The sequence below is a fragment of the Mesorhizobium sp. WSM4807 genome (genome assembly GCF_055811615.1).
On sequence record NZ_JBVVQY010000033.1, the window covers coordinates 46375 to 65010 of the forward strand.

Consider the following 18636-nt stretch of genomic DNA (forward strand, 5'->3'; position numbering starts at 1 on the left):
GAGGCTCGAAGGTTTGCTTGAATCATAGAGATCTGTCTCGAACGGCTCTTTATGATTTCCCCTCTCCGGTTTGCTTCGCAAACCACCTCTCCCCACCTCGTGGGCGAGGAACCCAAGTTTTCCGGGGTCGCGGCCTTGGCGATTGGTGTTTCCTCGCCCCCATTTTAATGGGGGAGAGGTGGCCGCGAAGCGGCCGGAGAGGGGACTGCGCCGTCAGAACTGACAAGCTCAGTCCCTTCACCGCCGCCCGAACAGCCGCTCGATATCAGCAAGCTTGAGCTCGATATAGGTCGGCCGGCCGTGGTTGCAGGTGCCGGACCCCGGCGTTGCTTCCATCTGGCGCAGCAGTGCGTTCATCTCCTCTGCCTTGAGCAGACGGCCGGAACGCACCGAGCCGTGGCAGGCCATGGTCGCGGCTATCCTGTCCAGCCGCTCTTTCAGCGTGTCGACCGTGTCGTTGTCGGCGATCTCGTCGGCAAGGTCGCGCACCAGCTGCGGGACATTGGTTTCGCCGAGCATCGACGGCGTCTCGCGCACGGCGACAGCACCCGGGCCGAAACGCTCTATGCCGAGGCCGAAGCGAGCCAGCGTTTCGGAATGCAAGGCAAGCCGCTCGGCGTCCTCTTCCGGCAGATCGACGATCTCGGGCAAAAGCAGCATCTGCGACGGCACGGCGCGCGCATGCAGCGCGTTCTTCAGCGCCTCGTAGACCAGCCGCTCATGCGCCGCATGCTGGTCGACGATGACCAGCGAATCCCTGGTCTGCGCGACAATGTAGTTCTCATGCACCTGCGCGCGTGCGGCACCCAGCGCCATGCCGAGCAGCGCATCCGCCGCCTCAGTCTGTCCGGCACGCGCGTCGGCGCTGTGAAGCGGTCCGGCGTCGAACGCCACCTGATCGTTTTCGCCGAAGCCGCCGTTTCCTGGTTCCGTGTCCTCAAATCCCCCGCCTTCCAAGCCCATGTCCAGCGGCCGCTGCGGCGAGCGGGCCGGATCGAAACCGGCGAAGCCGGAGGCACGGTAGGCGGCCTCATAGCTGCGATGGCCGTTGGCTGGACCGGCATGCGCATAGGACGCTGCGCCCGGCCGGAACGCCGCCATCATGCCGGCCGCCCCTGATGTGGCGGCACGGATGCCGGCATTGGCCAGCGCCTCGCGGATGGCGCCGACGATCAGTCCGCGCACCAGCCCCGGATCGCGGAAGCGGACATCGGCCTTGGCCGGATGGACATTGACGTCGACGATGGCCGGATCGAGCGTCAGGAACAGCACCGTCACCGCATGGCGATCGCGCGGCAGCACGTCGGCGAAGGCGCCGCGGATGGCGCCGGCGATCAATTTGTCGCGCACCGGCCGGCCGTTGACATAGGCGTATTGCTGCAGCGCATTGGCGCGGCTGAAGGACGGGATCGAGACGTGGCCGGCGAGATGCACACCGTCACGCACGGCGTCGATAGCGATGGCATTGGCCGGAAAGTCGGCGCCCATCACTTGCGCAACGCGGCGCAGCCGGCCTTCCGCACTGTCGTCGGTCGCCGGCAGTTCCAGCGTTGAGCGGTCGGAACCGGCCAGCGTGAAGCGCACGGCGGGGAAGGCGATGGCGATGCGCTTGATCACGTCGCTGGTCGCCGAGCTTTCGGCGCGCTCGCCCTTCATGAATTTGAGCCGCGCCGGCGTGGCGAAGAACAGGTCGCGCACCTCGACCGTTGTGCCGCGATTGGCGGCCGCCGGCTTGACGGCAGATACGCGGCCGCCTTCGATGCCGATCTCGGCGGCGCTGTCGCCGTTGGCCGTGCGCGAGCGGATCGACAGCCGCGCCACCGAGCCGATCGACGGCAGCGCCTCGCCGCGAAAGCCGAGCGAGCGGATGTCGTGGATGTTGTCGGCGAGCTTCGAGGTGCAGTGGCGCGCGATCGCCAGCGCCAGTTCCTTCTCCGGGATGCCCGAGCCGTCATCGGTGACGCGGATCAGGTTGAGCCCGCCGCCGGCGGTGACGATCTCTATTCTGGCAGCGCCGGCGTCGAGCGCGTTTTCGACCAGTTCCTTGACCACGCTTGCCGGACGCTCGATGACTTCGCCGGCGGCGATCTGGTTGATCATCGTTTCGGAGAGCTGGCGGATGAGCATGGGGGTATTATACGCGGATTCGTCGCCCATGCGGGAGGGGCGAATTCAGGAATCCGCGCCGTACTCCTGCATTTCACGTCATCATTCTGGGCAGTGCCGCTGCCAGCGCGTCGACGGCAAGGCGGACCTTCAGCGGCAAGTGAGGCGTCTGCAGCCAGAGCGCATAAGCGTCGTAAAGAAATCCCGGCTGGTCCGATAACAGCGGGCCAAGTGCGCCGGCCTGAATGCGCTCACGGACCAGCCAGTATGGCAGCCAGGCAAGCCCCATGCCGGCTGCCGCGGCATCGGCGATCGCAGCGAGGTCGTCGAACCGCAACCGGCTGACCGGCATGACTTCCAGCGCAGACTGGCCGTGGCGCGGGAACAACCACGGTTGAACGACACGGCCCGAACGGCGGTAGATGATGGTCCGGTGGCTGCCGAGATCCTCTATCTGCCGTGGCAACCCATGCATCTCGAGATTAGGATGGCGACGCGCAGACGACCATGCGCTGGCGCGCGACGCGACGCGCCATCACGCCGGCCTGATCCTCCAGATTGCCGGTCCGGATGGCAAGATCGCAGCCATCCTCTGCAAGATCGGCGATGGGATCGCTGAACGACAGGTCGAGTTCCAGAGCGGGATATCGCTGCGCAAGCTCCAGCAGGATCGGGGCAACGCAGCGCCGGCCGAAGTGCACGGGCATGATGACGCGCAGCTTTCCGCGTGGTTCGGAAAGTTGATCGGCCGCGAGTGCATCCGCAGCTTCGGCTTCAGCGAGTACCAGCCGGCAGCGCTCATAGTAGGCGCGCCCGAAGTCGGTCAGGCTCTGGCGGCGTGTGGTCCGGTTGATGAGGCGCACGCCCAGACGCTCCTCGAGAAACCGGATATGCTTGCCGACCATCGGTCCGGACAGGTCGAGAGCGGCTGCAGTCGCCGCGAACGAGCCGAGATCGACGGTTTTGACGAACACGGCCATGCTCGTAAGGCGATCCATATTCAAAACTCCCAGTTTCTACTGTCTTGCCCAAGCAACCATTTATCCGCCGGATGGCCGCTGGCATAGCGTATTCGGTTCAAAATATTTTGGAGTTATGACCGCATGGCACGTGTGGTTCGTTTTTATGAGCATGGTGGTCCCGAGGTTCTGCGCATCGAGAATGTCGATATTCAAGCGCCAGGTCGGGGCGAGATTCAGATCTGGGTCAAGGCATTGGGTCTCAACCGGGCCGAGGCGCTGCTGCGTTCGGGCACTTATATCCAGACGCCGCCGTTGCCTTCCGGTCTTGGCCTTGAGGCAGCGGGTGTCGTCGAAGCGGTCGGCGAAGCCGTGCACGGATTTGCGCCAGGTGACGCCGTCAGCGTCGTGCCGCCATTATCGATGGCCCGCTGGCCCGCCTATGGTGAGATTGCCACATATCCCGCCGAGCTCGTGGTCAAACATCCGCCATCGCTCAGCTGGGAAGAGGCGGCAGCCGTCTGGATGCAATATCTCACCGCCTATGGCGCACTGATCGACATTGCCAAGCTCAGCAGAGACGACTTTGTCGTCATTACCGCGGCATCGAGCAGTGTCGGACTTGCCGCGATCCAGATTGCCAACATCGTTGGTGCGACCGCGATCGCGGTCACGCGGACATCTGCCAAGAGAGAGGCCCTGCTCAAGTTCGGCGCGGCCCATGTCGTCGCTTCAGCGGACGAAGATCTGGAAGCCCGGCTGAAGGAAATCGCCAGTCCGGACAACATCCGAGTGGTGTTCGACGCGGTCGGCGGCCCGATTTTCGCGCCTCTGACGGCGGCGATGGCACGGGGTGGCATTCTCATTGAATATGGCGGCTTGAGCCGCGAGCCGACGCCGCTCCCGTTGTTCGCCGTGCTGGCCAAGACGCTGACGCTGCGCGGCTATCTCGTCCACGAGATCACTGGCGATCCGGTGAAGTTGGAAGCTGCCAAGGCGTTCATCCTCGACGGATTGATGTCAGGTTCGCTAAAGCCGGCAATCGCCAAAACCTTTCCATTCGAGCAGATCGTCGAAGCGCATCGCTTTCTCGAGTCGAACGAGCAATTCGGCAAGGTCGTCGTGAGGGTTTGACAGGGGCACTATTGGAATAGCCTCACGCCTGCGCGGCCAGCCAGTCTCGCACCTTGCGAGCATTGTCGCTGAGCTCCCGGTTTCTCGACCAGATGACATGAAAGCCCTTGCCGGTCGTCATTGTGTGGTCGGTGACGCGCACGAGCAGTCCCGACGCCAGCAGGCGCTCGGCGAGGTGACCCCAGCCGAGCGCAATGCCTTGCCCTTCCATCACCGCCTGGATCACCAAGGCATAATCATTGATGCGCAAGCCGCGCCCGGCATCGGTGATGTTGACCCCGGCCGAGGCGAACCACTCGTCCCAACTCGCGGCCTCGCGAAACGGTTCTTCGAGATGGATGAGCCGGTGTGATGGAAGATCCTCGACGGTTTCCGGCAGCCCGAACCGTGCCACATAGCTCACGCCGGCGACGGGGAATATCTCCTCGTCGGCCAGTGGCAGTGAATGATAGTCCGGCCATTCCCGGGGCTCGCCACCGCGCACAGCGAGCGGGATGCCCTCGGCGATGATGTCGAGATCGCGGTCGGCGGTCTGGATGCGCAGATCAATGCCCGGCAGTTCGTCGCGGAACTGCTGCAGGCGCGGCATCATCCAGAAGGAACCGAAAGCGGTCGACGCGGCAAGCGTCACATGGCCGCCGGTCGCCTGTAGGCGCAAATCCTCCGCCGATTTGCGGATGTGCGACAGGCCAAGCGAGACGTCGGCGTGAAAGCGGTCACCGGCTTCGGTCAGGCTGACTTGTCGATGGCGACGCTGGAAGAGTTTCGCGCCGAGGTGCTCTTCAAGCCCGCGGATCGCGTAGGACACGGCAGCCTGCGTCATGCCAAGCTCTCGCCCGGCGGCGGTAAAACTCGACAGCCGCCCGGCGGCTTCGAAAACGATCAGGCTGCCGGCGGACGGCAGCAGGTGGCGCAGGCTTCGCATAAGCTGAACTTATACAAGAGATCAGGATTTTCCAGCGTCACAGCTGTATTTTGTCTCGCTAAGTTGACTGGCTCTGGGAGGATGGAGTTGCCATGAACGTACCGGCCGCTGAAGTGACCGAACACGCCAACCGTCGAGCGGGTGGCCGCCTGGGGCGCAAGGCGCTGCGGGGAACGCCCATAGCGTCGTTTCCGACCCTGGTCCGTAAGATTCCGGTATATCAGATGGTCCCGGACGAGGCGGTGGAACTGATCCACCAGGAGTCGCTCAGCATCCTGGAAGAGGTGGGATGCGAGTTCCGCGACGACGAGGCCATTGCAATGTGGAAGGCCGCGGGAGCCGATGTCTCAGACACAAGAGTCCGCATCGATCGCGCCCTCCTGATGGAGCTCTTATCGAAGGTCCCTTCGGAGTTTACTCTCAATGCGAGGAATCCGCAGCGGTCGGTGCGCGTGGGCGGAGACAACTCCATCTTCGTGCCGATGTATGGCGCGCCTTACGTGCGCGACCTCGACAACGTCAGGCGCTATGGCACGCTCGCCGACCTGCAGAATTTCCACAAGCTCGCCTACATGGCCCCAGCGCTGCACTCGTCGAGCTCGATCATCTGCGAGCCGATGGAAATCCCGGTCCCGAAGCGTCACCTCCACATCATCCATTCAGCGCTGAAGCATTCCGACAAGCCGTTCATGGGCATCGTGACGTCCAAGGATCGAGCCGAAGACACGATGGCGATGGCAGGCATCGTTTTCGGCGAGGACTATGTCCGTGACAACCCTGTCCTGGTGGCGATCACCAACTGCAATTCGCCGCTCGTGTGGGATGCCACCATGTTGGACGCGATGAAGGTCTATGCGCGCCACAACCAGCCACTGATCCTTGCGCCCTTCGCTCTCTGCGGCGCCTCGACTTCCGCCTCTGCCGTGGGAGCGGTCGCTCAGGTCAATGCGGAAGCGCTGGCGGGCGTCGCGTTCACACAGCTGCTGCGTCCGGGTTCGCCGCAGATCTACGGACAGTTCATGGTCACGGTGGACATGAAGACCGGTGCACCCATGGGCGGCACGCCTGAGGCGGCCCAGATGATGTATCTGATGGGGGCGCTGGCGCGGAAATACCGGCTGCCGTGGCGCACGTCGGGCTTCCATGTCGGATCGAAGCTGAATGACGCCCAGGCGGGCTACGAGGCGAACATGCTGATGCATGCCGCTATCCTTGCCGGCGCCAACTACATCTGGCACTCCGCCGGATGGCTCGAGGCCGGTCTGACCTGCGGCTATTCAAAATTCGCGACGGACTGCGAACAGCTTGTTGGCTGGTACAAATACGCAGGCGGGCTCTCCTTCGACGATTTCAAGGACGCGATGGCGGCGGTCCGCGAAATAGGCCCTGCCGGCCATTTCCTCGGCACCCAACACACGCTCGAACATTTCGAGTCGGCCTTCTTCATGCCCAGCGTCATGGACTTCAATTCGTACGAACAGTGGAAGGCTGAAGGGGCAAAGGACCACGATACCCGCGGCCGCGAGAAAGCGCGCAACATGCTCGCGGATTATGAGGAGCCGAAGCTCGACGAAGGCATCGCCGATGGTCTCAAAGATTTGATCGCGCTGCGCGAGGAAAAGCTGCCGGACAGCGTTAGTTAACAGGACAGGCGAAGACCTGACGGGAACCAGACGGGAGGAAAAAATGACATTCTTCAGAAGCAAAGGCGATCGCGTGCCGGGCGCCATCGAGGTGATGGCGGAAGAGACGCGTGCGGGTCGCATGGACCGGCGCGAGTTTCTGGCGCTGGCAAGCGCCTTCGGCGCATCGACGGCCCTTGCCTACGGCATGATCGGTCTTGCCGTGCCGGAACGGGCCTTGGCCGAAGAGCCGAAGAAAGGCGGAACGCTGCACGTTTCGATGGCGGTGAAGGGACAAAAGGATCCGCGCACTTACGACTGGGTGGAGATGGCAAACATCACCCGCACCTGGCTGGAACCGCTTGTCCGCTACACGCGCGAATTCACATTCGAGCCGGTCCTGCTTGAAAGCTGGGACGTCAACGACGACGCCACCGAATACGTGCTGCATCTGCGCAAGGGCGTCACCTGGAACAACGGCGATGCTTTCAATGCCGAAGATGTGGTCTATAATCTAACGCGCTGGTGCGAGAAGGGTGCCGCTGGCAATTCCATGGCCGCACGAGTCGGCGCGCTGATCGACGCCGCATCCGGCAAGGCCAGGGAAGGCGCAATCACCAAGGTCGACGACAACACGGTCAAGCTGAAGCTGAATGAACCGGACATTTCGCTGATCCCGAACTTTACCGACTATCCGGCGCTCGTCGTCCATCGCAAATTCGATGCCGACGGCGCCGATCCTATCAAAAAGCCGATTGGCACCGGGCCGTTCGAACTCGTGTCTTATTCGGTCGGCGAGAAAGCGGTCGTCAAGCGTCGTGAGAATGGCAAGTGGTGGGGTGGTGAAGCGCCGCTCGACAGTGTCGAATTCATCGACTACGGCACCGACTTCAATGCTTCGGTGAATGCCTTCGAATCCGGCGAAATCGACGTCAATTTCGAGACACCCGCCGACTTCATCGACATCCTCGACCAGATGGATCTGGTGAAATCGGAGGTCGCGACAGCGACCACGCTCGTTGCCCGGACCAATATCACGCACAAGCCTTATGATGACCAACGGGTGCGCAACGCCCTGCAAATGGCCGTCGACAACAATGCGGTGCTCGAACTCGGCTACGCCGGGCGCGGGACCGTCGGTGAAAACCACCATGTCAGCCCGATCCATCCGGAATACTACCCGCTGCCCAAGAAGACACGCGACGCGGCGGCGGCCAAGACGCTGATGGCCGAGGCCGGACAGGCCGACTTCGAGCATGAACTGATCACCGTCGAGGACGATTGGCAAAAGAACACCGGCGACGCGATTGCCGGCCAGCTGCGCGATGCCGGGATCAAGGTGAAGCGCACGGTGCTGCCGGGGTCGACCTTCTGGAACGACTGGACGAAATACCCCTATTCCATGACCATCTGGTACATGCGCCCGCTCGGCGTTCAGGTGCTGGCGCTTGGCTATCGCACCGGCGAGGCCTGGAATGAAACGGCGTATTCGAATCCCGATTTCGATGCCAAGCTCAAGCAGGCTCTCTCGCTCATCGACGTGGAGAAGCGCCGCGAGGTCATGAAGGACGTTGAGCAGATCCTGCAGGATTCGGGCGTCATCGTTCAGCCATTTTGGCAGAAGCTGTTCAGCCATATGGACAAGAAGGTGAAGAATTACGCTGTCCACCAGACCTTCGAGATGGATCTCCAGAACGTCTGGCTGGACGCCTGAGTGAACGCCCAAGGGCGCCTGAGTTAACGCCCAAAGGGATTTCATGGGCTGCAAAAAAGCCGGGATGCAGGATTCGTGGTATTGAACGGTTCCCACCACGAAAGCCTGGAGATTATCGGATGAGACTGACTGTGCTTGCCGCCGCTCTCTCGATCGCAGCGCCTGCGGCCGCCTTGGCCGGGCCGGCATCCAATGCGGTGAAGTTCTTCTACATGCCAGAGGTCAAATTCGAGGCCGACGCGAAATACCGCGACCGTTTCACCGAGCCGGTGACCAAGCTGTTCGACCTCAACGACCTGGCGCAGAAGAACAAGCCGGATGAGGTGCCTTGCATCGATTTCGCCCCCGGTCTCGACGCGCAGGACTATGACGAGAAGACAGTCGCCAAGACGCTGAAGCTGTCGGAAGCGGTGGATGGCGATAGCGCCAGCGTGACGGTGACCTTCAATCTTTTCCCGGAAGGCGAAGATTCTAAACGCGAAATGGTCTGGTCGCTCAAGAAGATCGACGGCCGGTGGAAGATCGCCGACATCACCTCGAAGACCAGCGGCTGGACGCTGAGTGCGCTCGAATGCCTGGCTGGCCAGACTCCGGAGTGATGCCATGGCCCGCTGCCGGTCCCTAGCGACTGTGTGCCTGCTGGCGGCGGGGTTGAGCAGCACCGCCGCTCAGGGACTGTTCAGCGCGCCGCCCGCAAATGCGCCGGCCGATAATGCGGCGCCTGCAACTCCACCGGCTGCACCGCCGCCGGCAGAAAATCAACGGGCAGCGCCGGCGCAGCCGGGTTCGCCGACGGCGGTGGTGAAACCGTTCTACGAGCATGTCGGGCTCGAGCTCGAACCGGCCCTGCGCAGCCACTTCGCCGATCCGGCGAAGTCGGTGCTCGACAAGAGCGATGCACTGCGGAAATCGGGGCAGGGCGAGTGCCTCGATCCCAACATGGCGCTCGACAATGCGGCGTATGACAGGGCCGAGATCGATAAGAGCCTGAAGACCATTGAAGCGGTCAAGGGCGACGAGGCCAAGGTCGTCGTCGCCTTCGTCGTCGCCGACAATCCGCACCGGCTGGAGTGGAAATTCAGGAAAGTCGACGGCGATTGGAAGATCACGGACCTTTTGTCGGTGACCGGCGAATGGGCGCTCAGCCAATATCAGTGTGAGTGAGAAGGGAACCGATGAAGATCACCAATATCCGCGTCACCCATGTCAACGTTCCGTTAGACGCCCCATTCTGGTGGACGGCCGGGCTTTATGGCGGCGCCTCGAAATCGATCATAGAAGTCGAGACGGACGAAGGCGTAGTCGGACTGGGCGAGGCGCCTTGGTGGCATTTCGGCGAGGTGATCAAGGCCGAGATCGCGCCGGCGCTGATCGGCGCCGATCCGCTCGACATCGCTGACTGCGAGGCGCGCAGCGTGCCGCCCTGGCAGATCACCGCCAACACCGGTGAGAATGCCGCCTCCGTGGCCTTCGGCGCCGTCGAGCTGGCGCTGTGGGACATCAGAGGCAAGGTCTTCGGCATGCCGCTCTACAAAGTCCTCGGCGGCGCGGTGCGCAAGGACATTCCGTTTTCGGAATATTTCTCGTTTCGCGCCGCGCAGGGCGGAGCGGGTGGCGAAATGACGTCCGAAGCGATCGTCGAATACTGCCTAAAGATGCGCGAGGAGCATAGCTCGACCATCTTCGAGGGCAAGCTGATCATGGGCGATCCCGAGCTCGAGATCAGGACCGTGCGCATGCTGCGCGAGGCGCTTGGCGACAAGGCGCAGATCAAACTCGATTCCAACATGCAGTGGTCGCTGACCACCGCGCGCTGGGTGCTGCGCGAGATCGAGCCGTTCAACATCCGCAACTACGAAGATCCGGTCGCGACCTTCGAGGAGATGGCGGCGCTGCGCCAGCATTCGCGCATTCCGTTCTCCACGCACATCCCCGATCTCAGACGTGCGGTCGCGCTTGGTGCGCCGGATTACTTCGTCTGCAATTTCGCAGCACTCGGCGGACTGTCGAAAACCCTGAAATTCATCGCCGCCTGTGAGGCGATGGGCAAGGGGTTCTGGTGTTATTCAAACGATCTCGGCATCATGACATCAGCCTATCTGCATGTCGTGGCGGCGACGCCATGGATCACGGAAGCGTCGCAATCGCTGTTTCGCTGGCAGATCGGCGACGTCATCAAGGACGGTCCGTTCCGGCAGACCGGCAACACGGTGCGTGTGCCGGAGGGCCACGGACTGGGCGTCGAGCTCGACCCCGCTGCAATGAAGCGCTGGGCCGGGCACTTCGCCGAACAAGGGCCGATGGGCCATTTCAGCGACCCGAACAACCCTGGCCGCTACCGGCGGCTGCCGCTCAACTGATGCAACGTGCGTTCCTTAGAAACTCAGGCTCAGCCGCGCCCGCGATAGGGTGCGACGCCGGTGTCGGGCAGCCAGGCGCCTTCCGGCGGCACACCGGTCTGCCAGAACACGTCGATGGGAATGCCGCCGCGCGGATACCAATAGCCGCCAATGCGCAACCACAGTGGTTTGGTCGCGGCGATGATGCGGCGGCCGATCATGACGGTGCATTCTTCATGGAAGGCGCCATGGTTGCGAAACGAGGTCATGAACAGCTTGAGCGACTTCGATTCCACCAGCAGCGTATCGGGCGCATAGTCGATGACGATATGGGCGAAATCCGGCTGGCCGGTGACCGGGCAGAGCGAGGTGAATTCCGGGCAGGTGAAGCGAACGATGGCCGGCGGCCCGTCGCCGCGCGAAAACGGCACGGTTTCCAGGACTGCCGCTTCAGGGCTCTGTGGCGCCTCGACGTTGGTGCCGAGCTGGGTAAGGTTTTTCGTATCGGTCATGGGCGGGTTCCTTACTGCATGTCGCCCAAAAAGCCTGCCCACGGGCCTGACCCGAGGGTGCGCAGCGGTTTTGGGACAACGACATGCGTAAAATCAAAATTTGCCGTTCATTAGCACAATTTGAAACAGTAGGAAGACGATGACCACTAACGATCCGCTTCTCCAGCCTTACCAGCTCAAGCATCTGACGCTGAAGAACCGGGTCATGTCGACCAGCCATGAGCCGGCCTATTCCGAGGACGGTATGCCGAAAGAGCGCTATCGGCTCTACCACGCCGAAAAGGCCAAAGGCGGCATGGCGCTGACCATGACCGCCGGTTCGGCGATCGTCTCGCGCGACAGCCCGGCCGCCTTCGGCAATCTGCACGTCTATGACGACCGGATCGTGCCATGGCTCACGGAGCTCGCCGATGCCTGCCACGAGCATGACTGCAAGGTGATGATCCAGATCACCCATCTCGGCCGCCGTACCGGCTGGAACAAGGCCGACTGGCTGCCGGTGCTGTCCGCGTCGCCGGTGCGCGAGCCGGCGCATCGTGCCTTTCCCAAGACCATTGAGGACTGGGATATCGAGCGCATCGTCGCCGACTACGCCGCCGCCGCCCAGCGCTGCCAGGCCGCTGGCCTGGACGGCATCGAGTTCGAGGCCTACGGCCATTTGATGGACGGCTTCTGGTCGCCCGCCACCAACCAGCGCGACGACGATTTCGGCGGCTCGCTCGACAACCGCTTGCGCTTCACCGGCATGGTGCTCGACGCCGTGCGGGCAGCGGTCGGCGACAAGTTCGTCGTCGGCATCCGCATGGTCGCCGACGAGGATTTCGAGAAGGGCTTGTCGAAACAGGAAGGCGTCGAGATCGCCAGGCGGCTGGCCGGCTCTGGCAAGGTCGACTTCCTCAACATCATCCGTGGCTCGATCGAAACCGATGCCGCGCTGACTAAGGTCATCCCGGTGACCGGCATGCGCTCGTCGCCGCATCTCGACTTCGCCGGCGAGGTGAGGGCGGCGACGAAATTCCCGACCTTCCATGCGGCGCGCATTGCCGATGTTGCCACCGCGCGTCACGCCATCGCCACCGGCAAACTCGACATGGTCGGCATGACCCGCGCCCACATCGCCGATCCGCATATCATCCGCAAGGTGATGGAGGGCCGCGAGCACGAAATCCGCCCTTGCGTCGGCGCCACTTACTGCCTCGACCGCATCTATGAGGGCGGCGAGGCGCTGTGCATCCACAATGCGGCAACCGGCCGCGAGGCTGATATTCCGCACATCATCCCGAGGACCGAGGGACCGAAGCGAAACGTGGTCGTTGTCGGCGCTGGGGCCGGCGGTCTGGAGGCGGCGCGTGTCGCGGCCGAGCGTGGTCACCAGGTGACGGTGCTGGAAGCATCGAGCCAGGCCGGCGGCCAGGTGCGGCTGGCGACGCAAAACCCACGCCGCAAGGAGTTGATCGGCATTATCGACTGGCGGCTGGCCGAACTCGGCCGGCTCGGCGTCGAGATCCGCTATGACATCTGGGCGGAGAAGGACGATGTTCTGGCGCTGTCGCCCGACGTGGTGGTTGTCGCCACCGGCGGCCTGCCGCAGAACCCGCCGCTGGCGGCGGGCGACAATCTCGTCACTTCGAGCTGGGAGATCATGGCCGGCAGCATCAAGCCGGCCGAACACGTGCTGCTCTATGACGACAATGGCGGCCATCAGGGCATGGGTGCGGCCGAATTGATCGCCAATAGCGGTGCAAAGCTTGAGCTGGTTTCGCCCGAACGCTTCTTCGCCCCGGAAATGGGCGGTATGAACCACGTGCCCTATATGCGCGCCTTCCAGGAGAAGGGCGTCACGATCACCATCAACACGCGGCTGCTCTCGGTGCGGCGCGAGGGCAATCAATTGGTCGCCGAACTCGGCTCAGACTTCGCTGACGGCTGGCGTGGCGAGCGGCGGGTCGATCAGGTGGTGGTCGAGCACGGCACGCTGCCGCTCGATGATCTCTATCTCGCACTGAAACCGCTGTCGAAGAACGGCGGCGCGGTCGATTACGAGCGGCTGGTCAATGGCGGCGATATTTTTCCGGCGCGCAATCCGCAAGGCGGTTTCGTGCTCTTCCGCATCGGCGATGCGGTCGCATCTCGCAACATCCACGCAGCAGTCTATGACGGCATAAGGTTCGGATTGCGGATTTGAAGATCACTTCGGATTGATTGGTGGCGCGCAGCCGAACCTCCGCACGGAGAGCCATCAGGCACGTCGGTCCGATCTGCGCGCCGCGCACGCCGCCGGCTTGCCGCCGGACACCGTACGATCTCTTGAACCATGATTGCGGCTGGCCACTCAAAACATCCTGGCGGTAGCCATACAAAGTACGGTGATGACCAGCAGCCCACCAGCGATGCGTTCGCCCCTTGTCATTTTCGCGCGCAACTGCATTTCCGTCGCCGCGTCAGTGCCGGCAAGCCGCCTGCTGGCAGAGCCGACCAGCGCGCCCTGAACACCGGTGGCAATCAGGGCCGTCGCGATACCCAGGGCCAGAACGATTTCCATCGAACCGAAATAACCGCTGTGGAAGAAATACCAGAGCAGTATGCCGGTCAGGAAGACCATGCCGGCCGCTCCCATTTGCGGCCGGAAAAACCGTTCGATCCGAATCTCCGGATCGCGGGCGACCGCGATGGTCGTTCCAGCCCAGAACACACCGGCCAATACGTGAAGGCCGAGGACGATGATGTAGACATACTGCATGACCGCATTTCCTCCTTTCCCCACCGCTCACATAAGGTTAGATATCTAATGATTAGGTGTCAATGTATAAGCATGGGCCAGTTCCATCGGCCTTTCCCTTGCTCTATTGTCGGATCATGACGCCTTTTGATCGCCCGCCAATCGGGATGAATCTCGCCCGCACCGCAAAGCTTGTCGCACAGGCCTTCGACGCCGCCTTGGTCGAGGCTGGCGGCACGCTGCCGGTCTGGGTCACTCTGTTGTCGATCAAGTCGCGCGAGCTGGCCAACCAGCGCGAGCTCGCCGGCATGATCGGAATCCAAGGCGCGACGCTGACCCACCATCTGAACGCGATGGAGACGCAAGGTTTGCTGACCCGGCGCCGCGATCCGGAAAACCGCCGCGTCCATCAGGTCGAACTGACCGAAGCGGGAGAGGCGCTGTTCCTGAAATTGCGCATGGCAGCCCTTGCCTTCGACAAGCGGCTGCGGACCGGGTTGTCCGACGACAGGTTGGCGGAGTTCGCGGAAGTCCTGGCGGCGCTGCGGGCGAATGTCGATTGATCCCAACTGCCGAACGCATTGTTTCAGTGGCCCAAGGAAAGAGGGTTCTTCCCTTCGATTTGCGCGCCGCACATGCCGCCGGGTCCATCCTTGATCGGGCAAGGGCGCATCGGCCAGGGTTCGAAGACATAGCGATCGCCGCGACGGCCGAGGTCCACGGTTTGACGATACTGACCGACAACGAGATCATTTTGCACCGCTCGGGGTGCCGATGCTCAACCCGCTGAAGAACTTGCCGCCATTGCGGCAGTCAGCGGCAGATCGGCTTTAGCCGGACTCACCCGTCAGGCCGCCATTCCAAGGCGGCATGTCAAGGTTGGCGCCTTACGCCCGGCTTCCCCGCAGCAGCGTTAGCCTGGCTTTCTTCGGCGCCCGCGCGACCAGCCATTCGCGTGCCGTGTCCTGCGGCATCGGGAAGGCGATGGAGTAGCCCTGAACCTGGTCGCAGCCGATCGCCATCAGCGAATCGAGCTCGGCCTCGGTTTCGGCGCCCTCGGCGACGATCGAGATGCCGAGGCCGCGGGCGAGTTCGGTGATGGCCCGCACGATCTTGGTGTTGTCGTCGTTCTCATTGATATTCTGGACGAAGCGTCGATCGATCTTCAGCCGGTCGATCTCGTTCGGGTTGACGTGGCTGAGCGACGCGTAGCCGGTGCCGAAATCGTCGAGTTCGAGATGAACACCGGCGGCGCGGATGTGCCGCAGCTTTGCCGCTATGCCGGTCTTCTCGTCGTCGAGAATGACGGATTCGACGATTTCCAGCGAAAGCTTTTGTGGCGGCAGGCCAGTTTTTTCCAGCACGCCGAAGAGGAAGGCGTCGAAATCGGGCTCACGCAGTTCGGAGCCGGACACGTTGACGGCGAGCCGTCCAAAGGCAACACCGGCGCGGCTCCACTCGGCCGCCTCGCTGATTGCTTTGGCGATGACGATGCGGCCGATCTCCGGCATGAGTCCGCATTTTTCGGCGACGGGAATGAATTCGCCCGGTGCGATCATGCCGCGCTCGGCATGCTTCCAGCGAACCAGCGCCTCGATGCCGCCGACCGTACCGTTCGACAACGAAACCTGCGGCTGGAAATAGACCTGGAACGCCTTCTCCGCGATCGCGATCCTAATGTCATGCTCGAGCTGCTTGCGGAAATCGAGTTCATGCCGCAACTCCTCGGAGAAGAATGAGAGGCTGCCGCCACTCTGCTTCTTGGCGGAGTGGAGCGCGAGGTCGGCATGGACAAGCAGATCTTGCGCATTGTCGGCGTCGACCGGATAGACGGCGACGCCGGCGCTGGCGCCCGGAAGGATGGTCGTGCCCCGAAAGACGATCGGTTCGTTGATCTGCGTCAGGACGCGCCTGGCGACCATGTTGATGTCCTCGGTGCCGCCGGCACCATTGAGGATCATTACGAACTCATCGCTGCCGAGACGCACGCAGAGATCCGACGCCCGGCAGGAATCGCGCATGCGCTGCGCCGTCACCACCAGCACATAGTCGCCGGCGGCGTGGCCAAGCGTGTCGTTGATCTGCTTGAACCGGTCGAGGTCGAGGTGGACCGCCGCAAGCCGCTCTCGCCGGCGCTGTGCCCCCTTGATCAGCGTATCGAAATGGTCGGTCAGGAAGGTGCGGTTGTGCAGGCCGGTAAGGCCGTCATGCACGGCGATGAAGGCCATGGAATTGCGGGCATCGATCAGTTCATGCGTCTTGCGCAGAATGGCGTTCGACATCGGCCTGAAGATGAAAAGTGCCACCAGCACGATGACGCCGATGGTGGTGTAGAACAGCGTTCGATGGAGATCGAGAAGTGTTTCCGATCGCGCATCGGCATGGGCGCTGATGCGCTGGCCGAGTGCCGCATAGCCCGACAGGGTCGCATTGGCGATGGAAGCGTCGAGGTTAACGCGTTCGCCGCCGCCCTTGTAGCCGCCATTATCGGCCATACCGAGTCGTGATTCAAACGCCGAAACCAGGCGTTGGCCGTTGGCGATAAGCCCGACCGAGAAGTAATCGAGATGAAACGGCTTGGCGAAAAGCACGCTCTCGACTGATTTTGGATCGAACCTTGCCGATGACGCCGGGTCGGCGACGACCCGCTCGAGCAGAAGGTCGTAGTTCCTCTCGAACTCCGCAGTGGCCTGTTTGAATGCGGTGACCAGAGCCGGTTGTTGGTTGCGCGAAGCAGCACCTGCAGCGTTGGCAAGGAAGACAATGCGTTGCGACAGCGTCTTTTGCATGCCGACTATATCGAGCAGCGTATCGTCGTGCCGCTGGGCAGCCATCATCTGCTGGAGAAGGATGAAGGAGGCCACCACCATGGCTGCAATGATCAGCAGCGCCAGCCAATAGCCGGCCTTGATCAACAGTATCAGCCTGCCCGAAATGGTTTGCGCCGGTTGCTGCGACATTTTCTGGGGCGGTCCCTCTCGCCGACAGATTGTTTAGGTGTGAGAACCATTGGCTTGAAAGTGTTAACAGCTCTGGAAGTCGACAGAGCGGCGATAGCGGCAGCGGTGGAAAGCTCGCGAAATGGTTATCGCGTTCTTTCGCGCCGCAGCTGCATTTGAATATCCGCCATTTGGCGTCATTCTGGGGCGGCATTGTGGCCACCGGCCGTCGCGTCACCGAAGCGATCGCTTTTGCGGTGGATTTTTCGCCCGCGCGGGGCGACAGTCCATTCAAATCTCAACAGGGCCTGATCATGAGCGCGGCATTCCTCTCCCATATCGACAGCGAACTTCAAGGGCTGAAATCGGCCGGCCTCTACAAATCCGAGCGGGTGATCACCTCGACGCAGTCGGCAGAGATCGAGGTGGGCGGCGAAAAGGTGCTGAATTTCTGCGCCAACAACTATCTCGGGCTCGCAGACAGCGCCGAATTGCGCGACGCGGCCAAGCAGGCGCTTGACCGCTACGGGTACGGCATGGCGTCGGTGCGTTTCATCTGCGGCACGCAGGAAGAGCACAAGCAGCTCGAGGCAAAGATATCGAGCTTCCTCGGTATGGAGGACACAATCCTCTACGGTTCCTGTTTCGATGCCAACGGCGGCCTGTTCGAGACGCTGCTTTCCGAGGAGGACGCGGTCATTTCCGACGCGCTGAACCACGCCTCGATCATCGACGGCGTCAGGCTCTCCAAAGCAAAACGCTTTCGCTATGCCAACAACGACATGGCGGCGCTCGAGGAGGAATTGAAGAAGGCCGAAGGCAGCCGCTTCAAGCTGATCGCCACCGACGGCGTTTTTTCCATGGACGGCATCATCGCCAATCTCCAGGGCGTCTGCGACCTCGCGGAAAAATACGATGCAATGGTGATGGTGGATGACAGCCATGCAGTCGGCTTCGTTGGCAAGAACGGCCGTGGCTCGGCCGAGCATTGTGGCGTCGAGGGCAGGGTGGACATCATCACCGGCACGCTCGGCAAGGCATTGGGCGGCGCATCGGGCGGCTACACATCGGCCAAGAGCCAGGTGGTCGACTGGTTGCGCCAGCGCTCGCGTCCCTATCTGTTTTCCAACACGCTGATGCCGGCGATCGCCGGCGCCTCGATCCGGGTTTTCGAACTGATCGGCAATGGCGATGCGCTGCGTCAGCGTCTCTATGCCAATGCGGCGCGCTTCCGGTCTGAAATGGGTAAGCTCGGCTTTACGCTTGCCGGCGCCGATCATCCGATCATCCCGGTCATGCTGGGCGATGCGACACTGGCGCAGGAGATGGCGGCGCGCATGCTGAAGCGCGGCATCTATGTCATCGGCTTCTCGTTTCCGGTGGTGCCGAAGGGCCAGGCGCGCATCCGCACGCAAATGTCGGCCGCCCATTCCAGCGCCGACATCGACCGTGCGGTCGAGGCGTTCGGCGCGGTCGGGCGCGAACTCGGTGTGATTTCCTGAACTGCCGGAACCGAAAAGCGATTCCGGATCAAGAGTTTCAAGGGACAAAAGAATGTCGAACATGATGAAGGCGCTGGTCAAGGCCAAGGCCGAGCCGGGCATCTGGATGGAAGAAGTGCCGGTGCCGGAAATCGGCCCCAACGACGTTCTGATCAAGATCAAGAA

The 18636-nt window shown here is 62.4% G+C and carries 14 protein-coding genes and 3 pseudogenes; 11 read left to right on the forward strand and 6 right to left on the reverse strand.

Annotated features, from left to right (window positions below):
- Nucleotides 1–237: 237 nt before the first annotated feature.
- Nucleotides 238–2127: a DNA mismatch repair endonuclease MutL gene (gene mutL, locus AC0L3N_RS28985; RefSeq protein ID WP_473550945.1), complete on the reverse strand. Its 1890-nt coding sequence runs from the start codon at nt 2125–2127 to the stop codon at nt 238–240.
- Between the two features lie 73 nt (nt 2128–2200).
- Nucleotides 2201–3104 (reverse strand): annotated as a pseudogene (locus AC0L3N_RS28990) (LysR family transcriptional regulator).
- A 105-nt stretch (nt 3105–3209) separates the two neighbouring features.
- Here AC0L3N_RS28990 and AC0L3N_RS28995 point away from each other — a divergent pair.
- Entirely contained in the window at nt 3210–4199 is a 990-nt protein-coding gene (locus AC0L3N_RS28995; RefSeq protein WP_473550948.1) for a zinc-dependent alcohol dehydrogenase family protein, read from the forward strand.
- A 22-nt stretch (nt 4200–4221) separates the two neighbouring features.
- On the opposite strand, the gene AC0L3N_RS29000 is transcribed toward AC0L3N_RS28995, so the two are convergent.
- Complete coding sequence (locus tag AC0L3N_RS29000) at nt 4222–5124, reverse strand: LysR substrate-binding domain-containing protein (RefSeq protein ID WP_473550949.1); 903 nt, start codon at nt 5122–5124, stop codon at nt 4222–4224.
- A gap of 92 nt (nt 5125–5216) precedes the next feature.
- On the opposite strand from AC0L3N_RS29000, the gene AC0L3N_RS29005 reads away from it, so the two are divergent.
- From AC0L3N_RS29005 to AC0L3N_RS29025, 5 genes are all read left to right on the forward strand, one after another.
- On the forward strand, nt 5217–6767 hold the full coding sequence (locus AC0L3N_RS29005; RefSeq protein WP_473550950.1) for a trimethylamine methyltransferase family protein: 1551 nt from the start codon (nt 5217–5219) through the stop codon (nt 6765–6767).
- Nucleotides 6768–6810: 43 nt separating this feature from the next.
- The gene (locus AC0L3N_RS29010) at nt 6811–8460 is read left to right on the forward strand and encodes an ABC transporter substrate-binding protein (RefSeq protein WP_473550952.1); all 1650 of its coding nucleotides are present in this window, start codon (nt 6811–6813) and stop codon (nt 8458–8460) included.
- Nucleotides 8461–8579: 119 nt separating this feature from the next.
- Entirely contained in the window at nt 8580–9059 is a 480-nt protein-coding gene (locus tag AC0L3N_RS29015) for a DUF3828 domain-containing protein (RefSeq protein WP_473550953.1), read from the forward strand.
- Nucleotides 9060–9063: 4 nt separating this feature from the next.
- On the forward strand, nt 9064–9624 hold the full coding sequence (locus AC0L3N_RS29020) for a hypothetical protein (RefSeq protein ID WP_473550954.1): 561 nt from the start codon (nt 9064–9066) through the stop codon (nt 9622–9624).
- Between the two features lie 11 nt (nt 9625–9635).
- Entirely contained in the window at nt 9636–10820 is a 1185-nt protein-coding gene (locus AC0L3N_RS29025; protein WP_473550956.1) for a mandelate racemase/muconate lactonizing enzyme family protein, read from the forward strand.
- Between the two features lie 29 nt (nt 10821–10849).
- Here AC0L3N_RS29025 and queF read toward each other — a convergent pair whose 3' ends face one another.
- Nucleotides 10850–11311, reverse strand: coding sequence for a preQ(1) synthase (queF, locus tag AC0L3N_RS29030; protein WP_258117954.1), 462 nt, complete (start codon nt 11309–11311; stop codon nt 10850–10852).
- Between the two features lie 139 nt (nt 11312–11450).
- On the opposite strand from queF, the gene AC0L3N_RS29035 reads away from it, so the two are divergent.
- The gene (locus AC0L3N_RS29035; RefSeq protein ID WP_473550958.1) at nt 11451–13496 is read left to right on the forward strand and encodes an oxidoreductase; all 2046 of its coding nucleotides are present in this window, start codon (nt 11451–11453) and stop codon (nt 13494–13496) included.
- Between the two features lie 147 nt (nt 13497–13643).
- Here AC0L3N_RS29035 and AC0L3N_RS29040 read toward each other — a convergent pair whose 3' ends face one another.
- On the reverse strand, nt 13644–14051 hold the full coding sequence (locus AC0L3N_RS29040) for a hypothetical protein (protein ID WP_473550960.1): 408 nt from the start codon (nt 14049–14051) through the stop codon (nt 13644–13646).
- A 146-nt stretch (nt 14052–14197) separates the two neighbouring features.
- Here AC0L3N_RS29040 and AC0L3N_RS29045 point away from each other — a divergent pair, with 146 nt between their 5' ends.
- Together AC0L3N_RS29045 and AC0L3N_RS29050 are read left to right on the forward strand one after the other, a co-directional pair.
- On the forward strand, nt 14198–14593 hold the full coding sequence (locus tag AC0L3N_RS29045) for a MarR family winged helix-turn-helix transcriptional regulator (protein WP_473550961.1): 396 nt from the start codon (nt 14198–14200) through the stop codon (nt 14591–14593).
- Nucleotides 14482–14864: pseudogene (locus tag AC0L3N_RS29050) on the forward strand (PIN domain-containing protein). Before AC0L3N_RS29045 ends, AC0L3N_RS29050 begins: the two are co-directional and overlap by 112 nt.
- Nucleotides 14865–14917: 53 nt before the next feature.
- On the opposite strand, the gene AC0L3N_RS29055 reads toward AC0L3N_RS29050, so the two are convergent.
- Entirely contained in the window at nt 14918–16990 is a 2073-nt protein-coding gene (locus AC0L3N_RS29055; protein WP_473550962.1) for a putative bifunctional diguanylate cyclase/phosphodiesterase, read from the reverse strand.
- 293 nt (nt 16991–17283) lie between these two features.
- Between AC0L3N_RS29055 and AC0L3N_RS29060 the strand changes: the two genes are divergently transcribed.
- Both AC0L3N_RS29060 and tdh read left to right on the forward strand, forming a co-directional pair.
- The gene (locus tag AC0L3N_RS29060; RefSeq protein ID WP_473550967.1) at nt 17284–18471 is read left to right on the forward strand and encodes a glycine C-acetyltransferase; all 1188 of its coding nucleotides are present in this window, start codon (nt 17284–17286) and stop codon (nt 18469–18471) included.
- 52 nt (nt 18472–18523) lie between these two features.
- Nucleotides 18524–18636, forward strand: a pseudogene (gene tdh / locus AC0L3N_RS29065) (L-threonine 3-dehydrogenase); the annotation flags it as partial.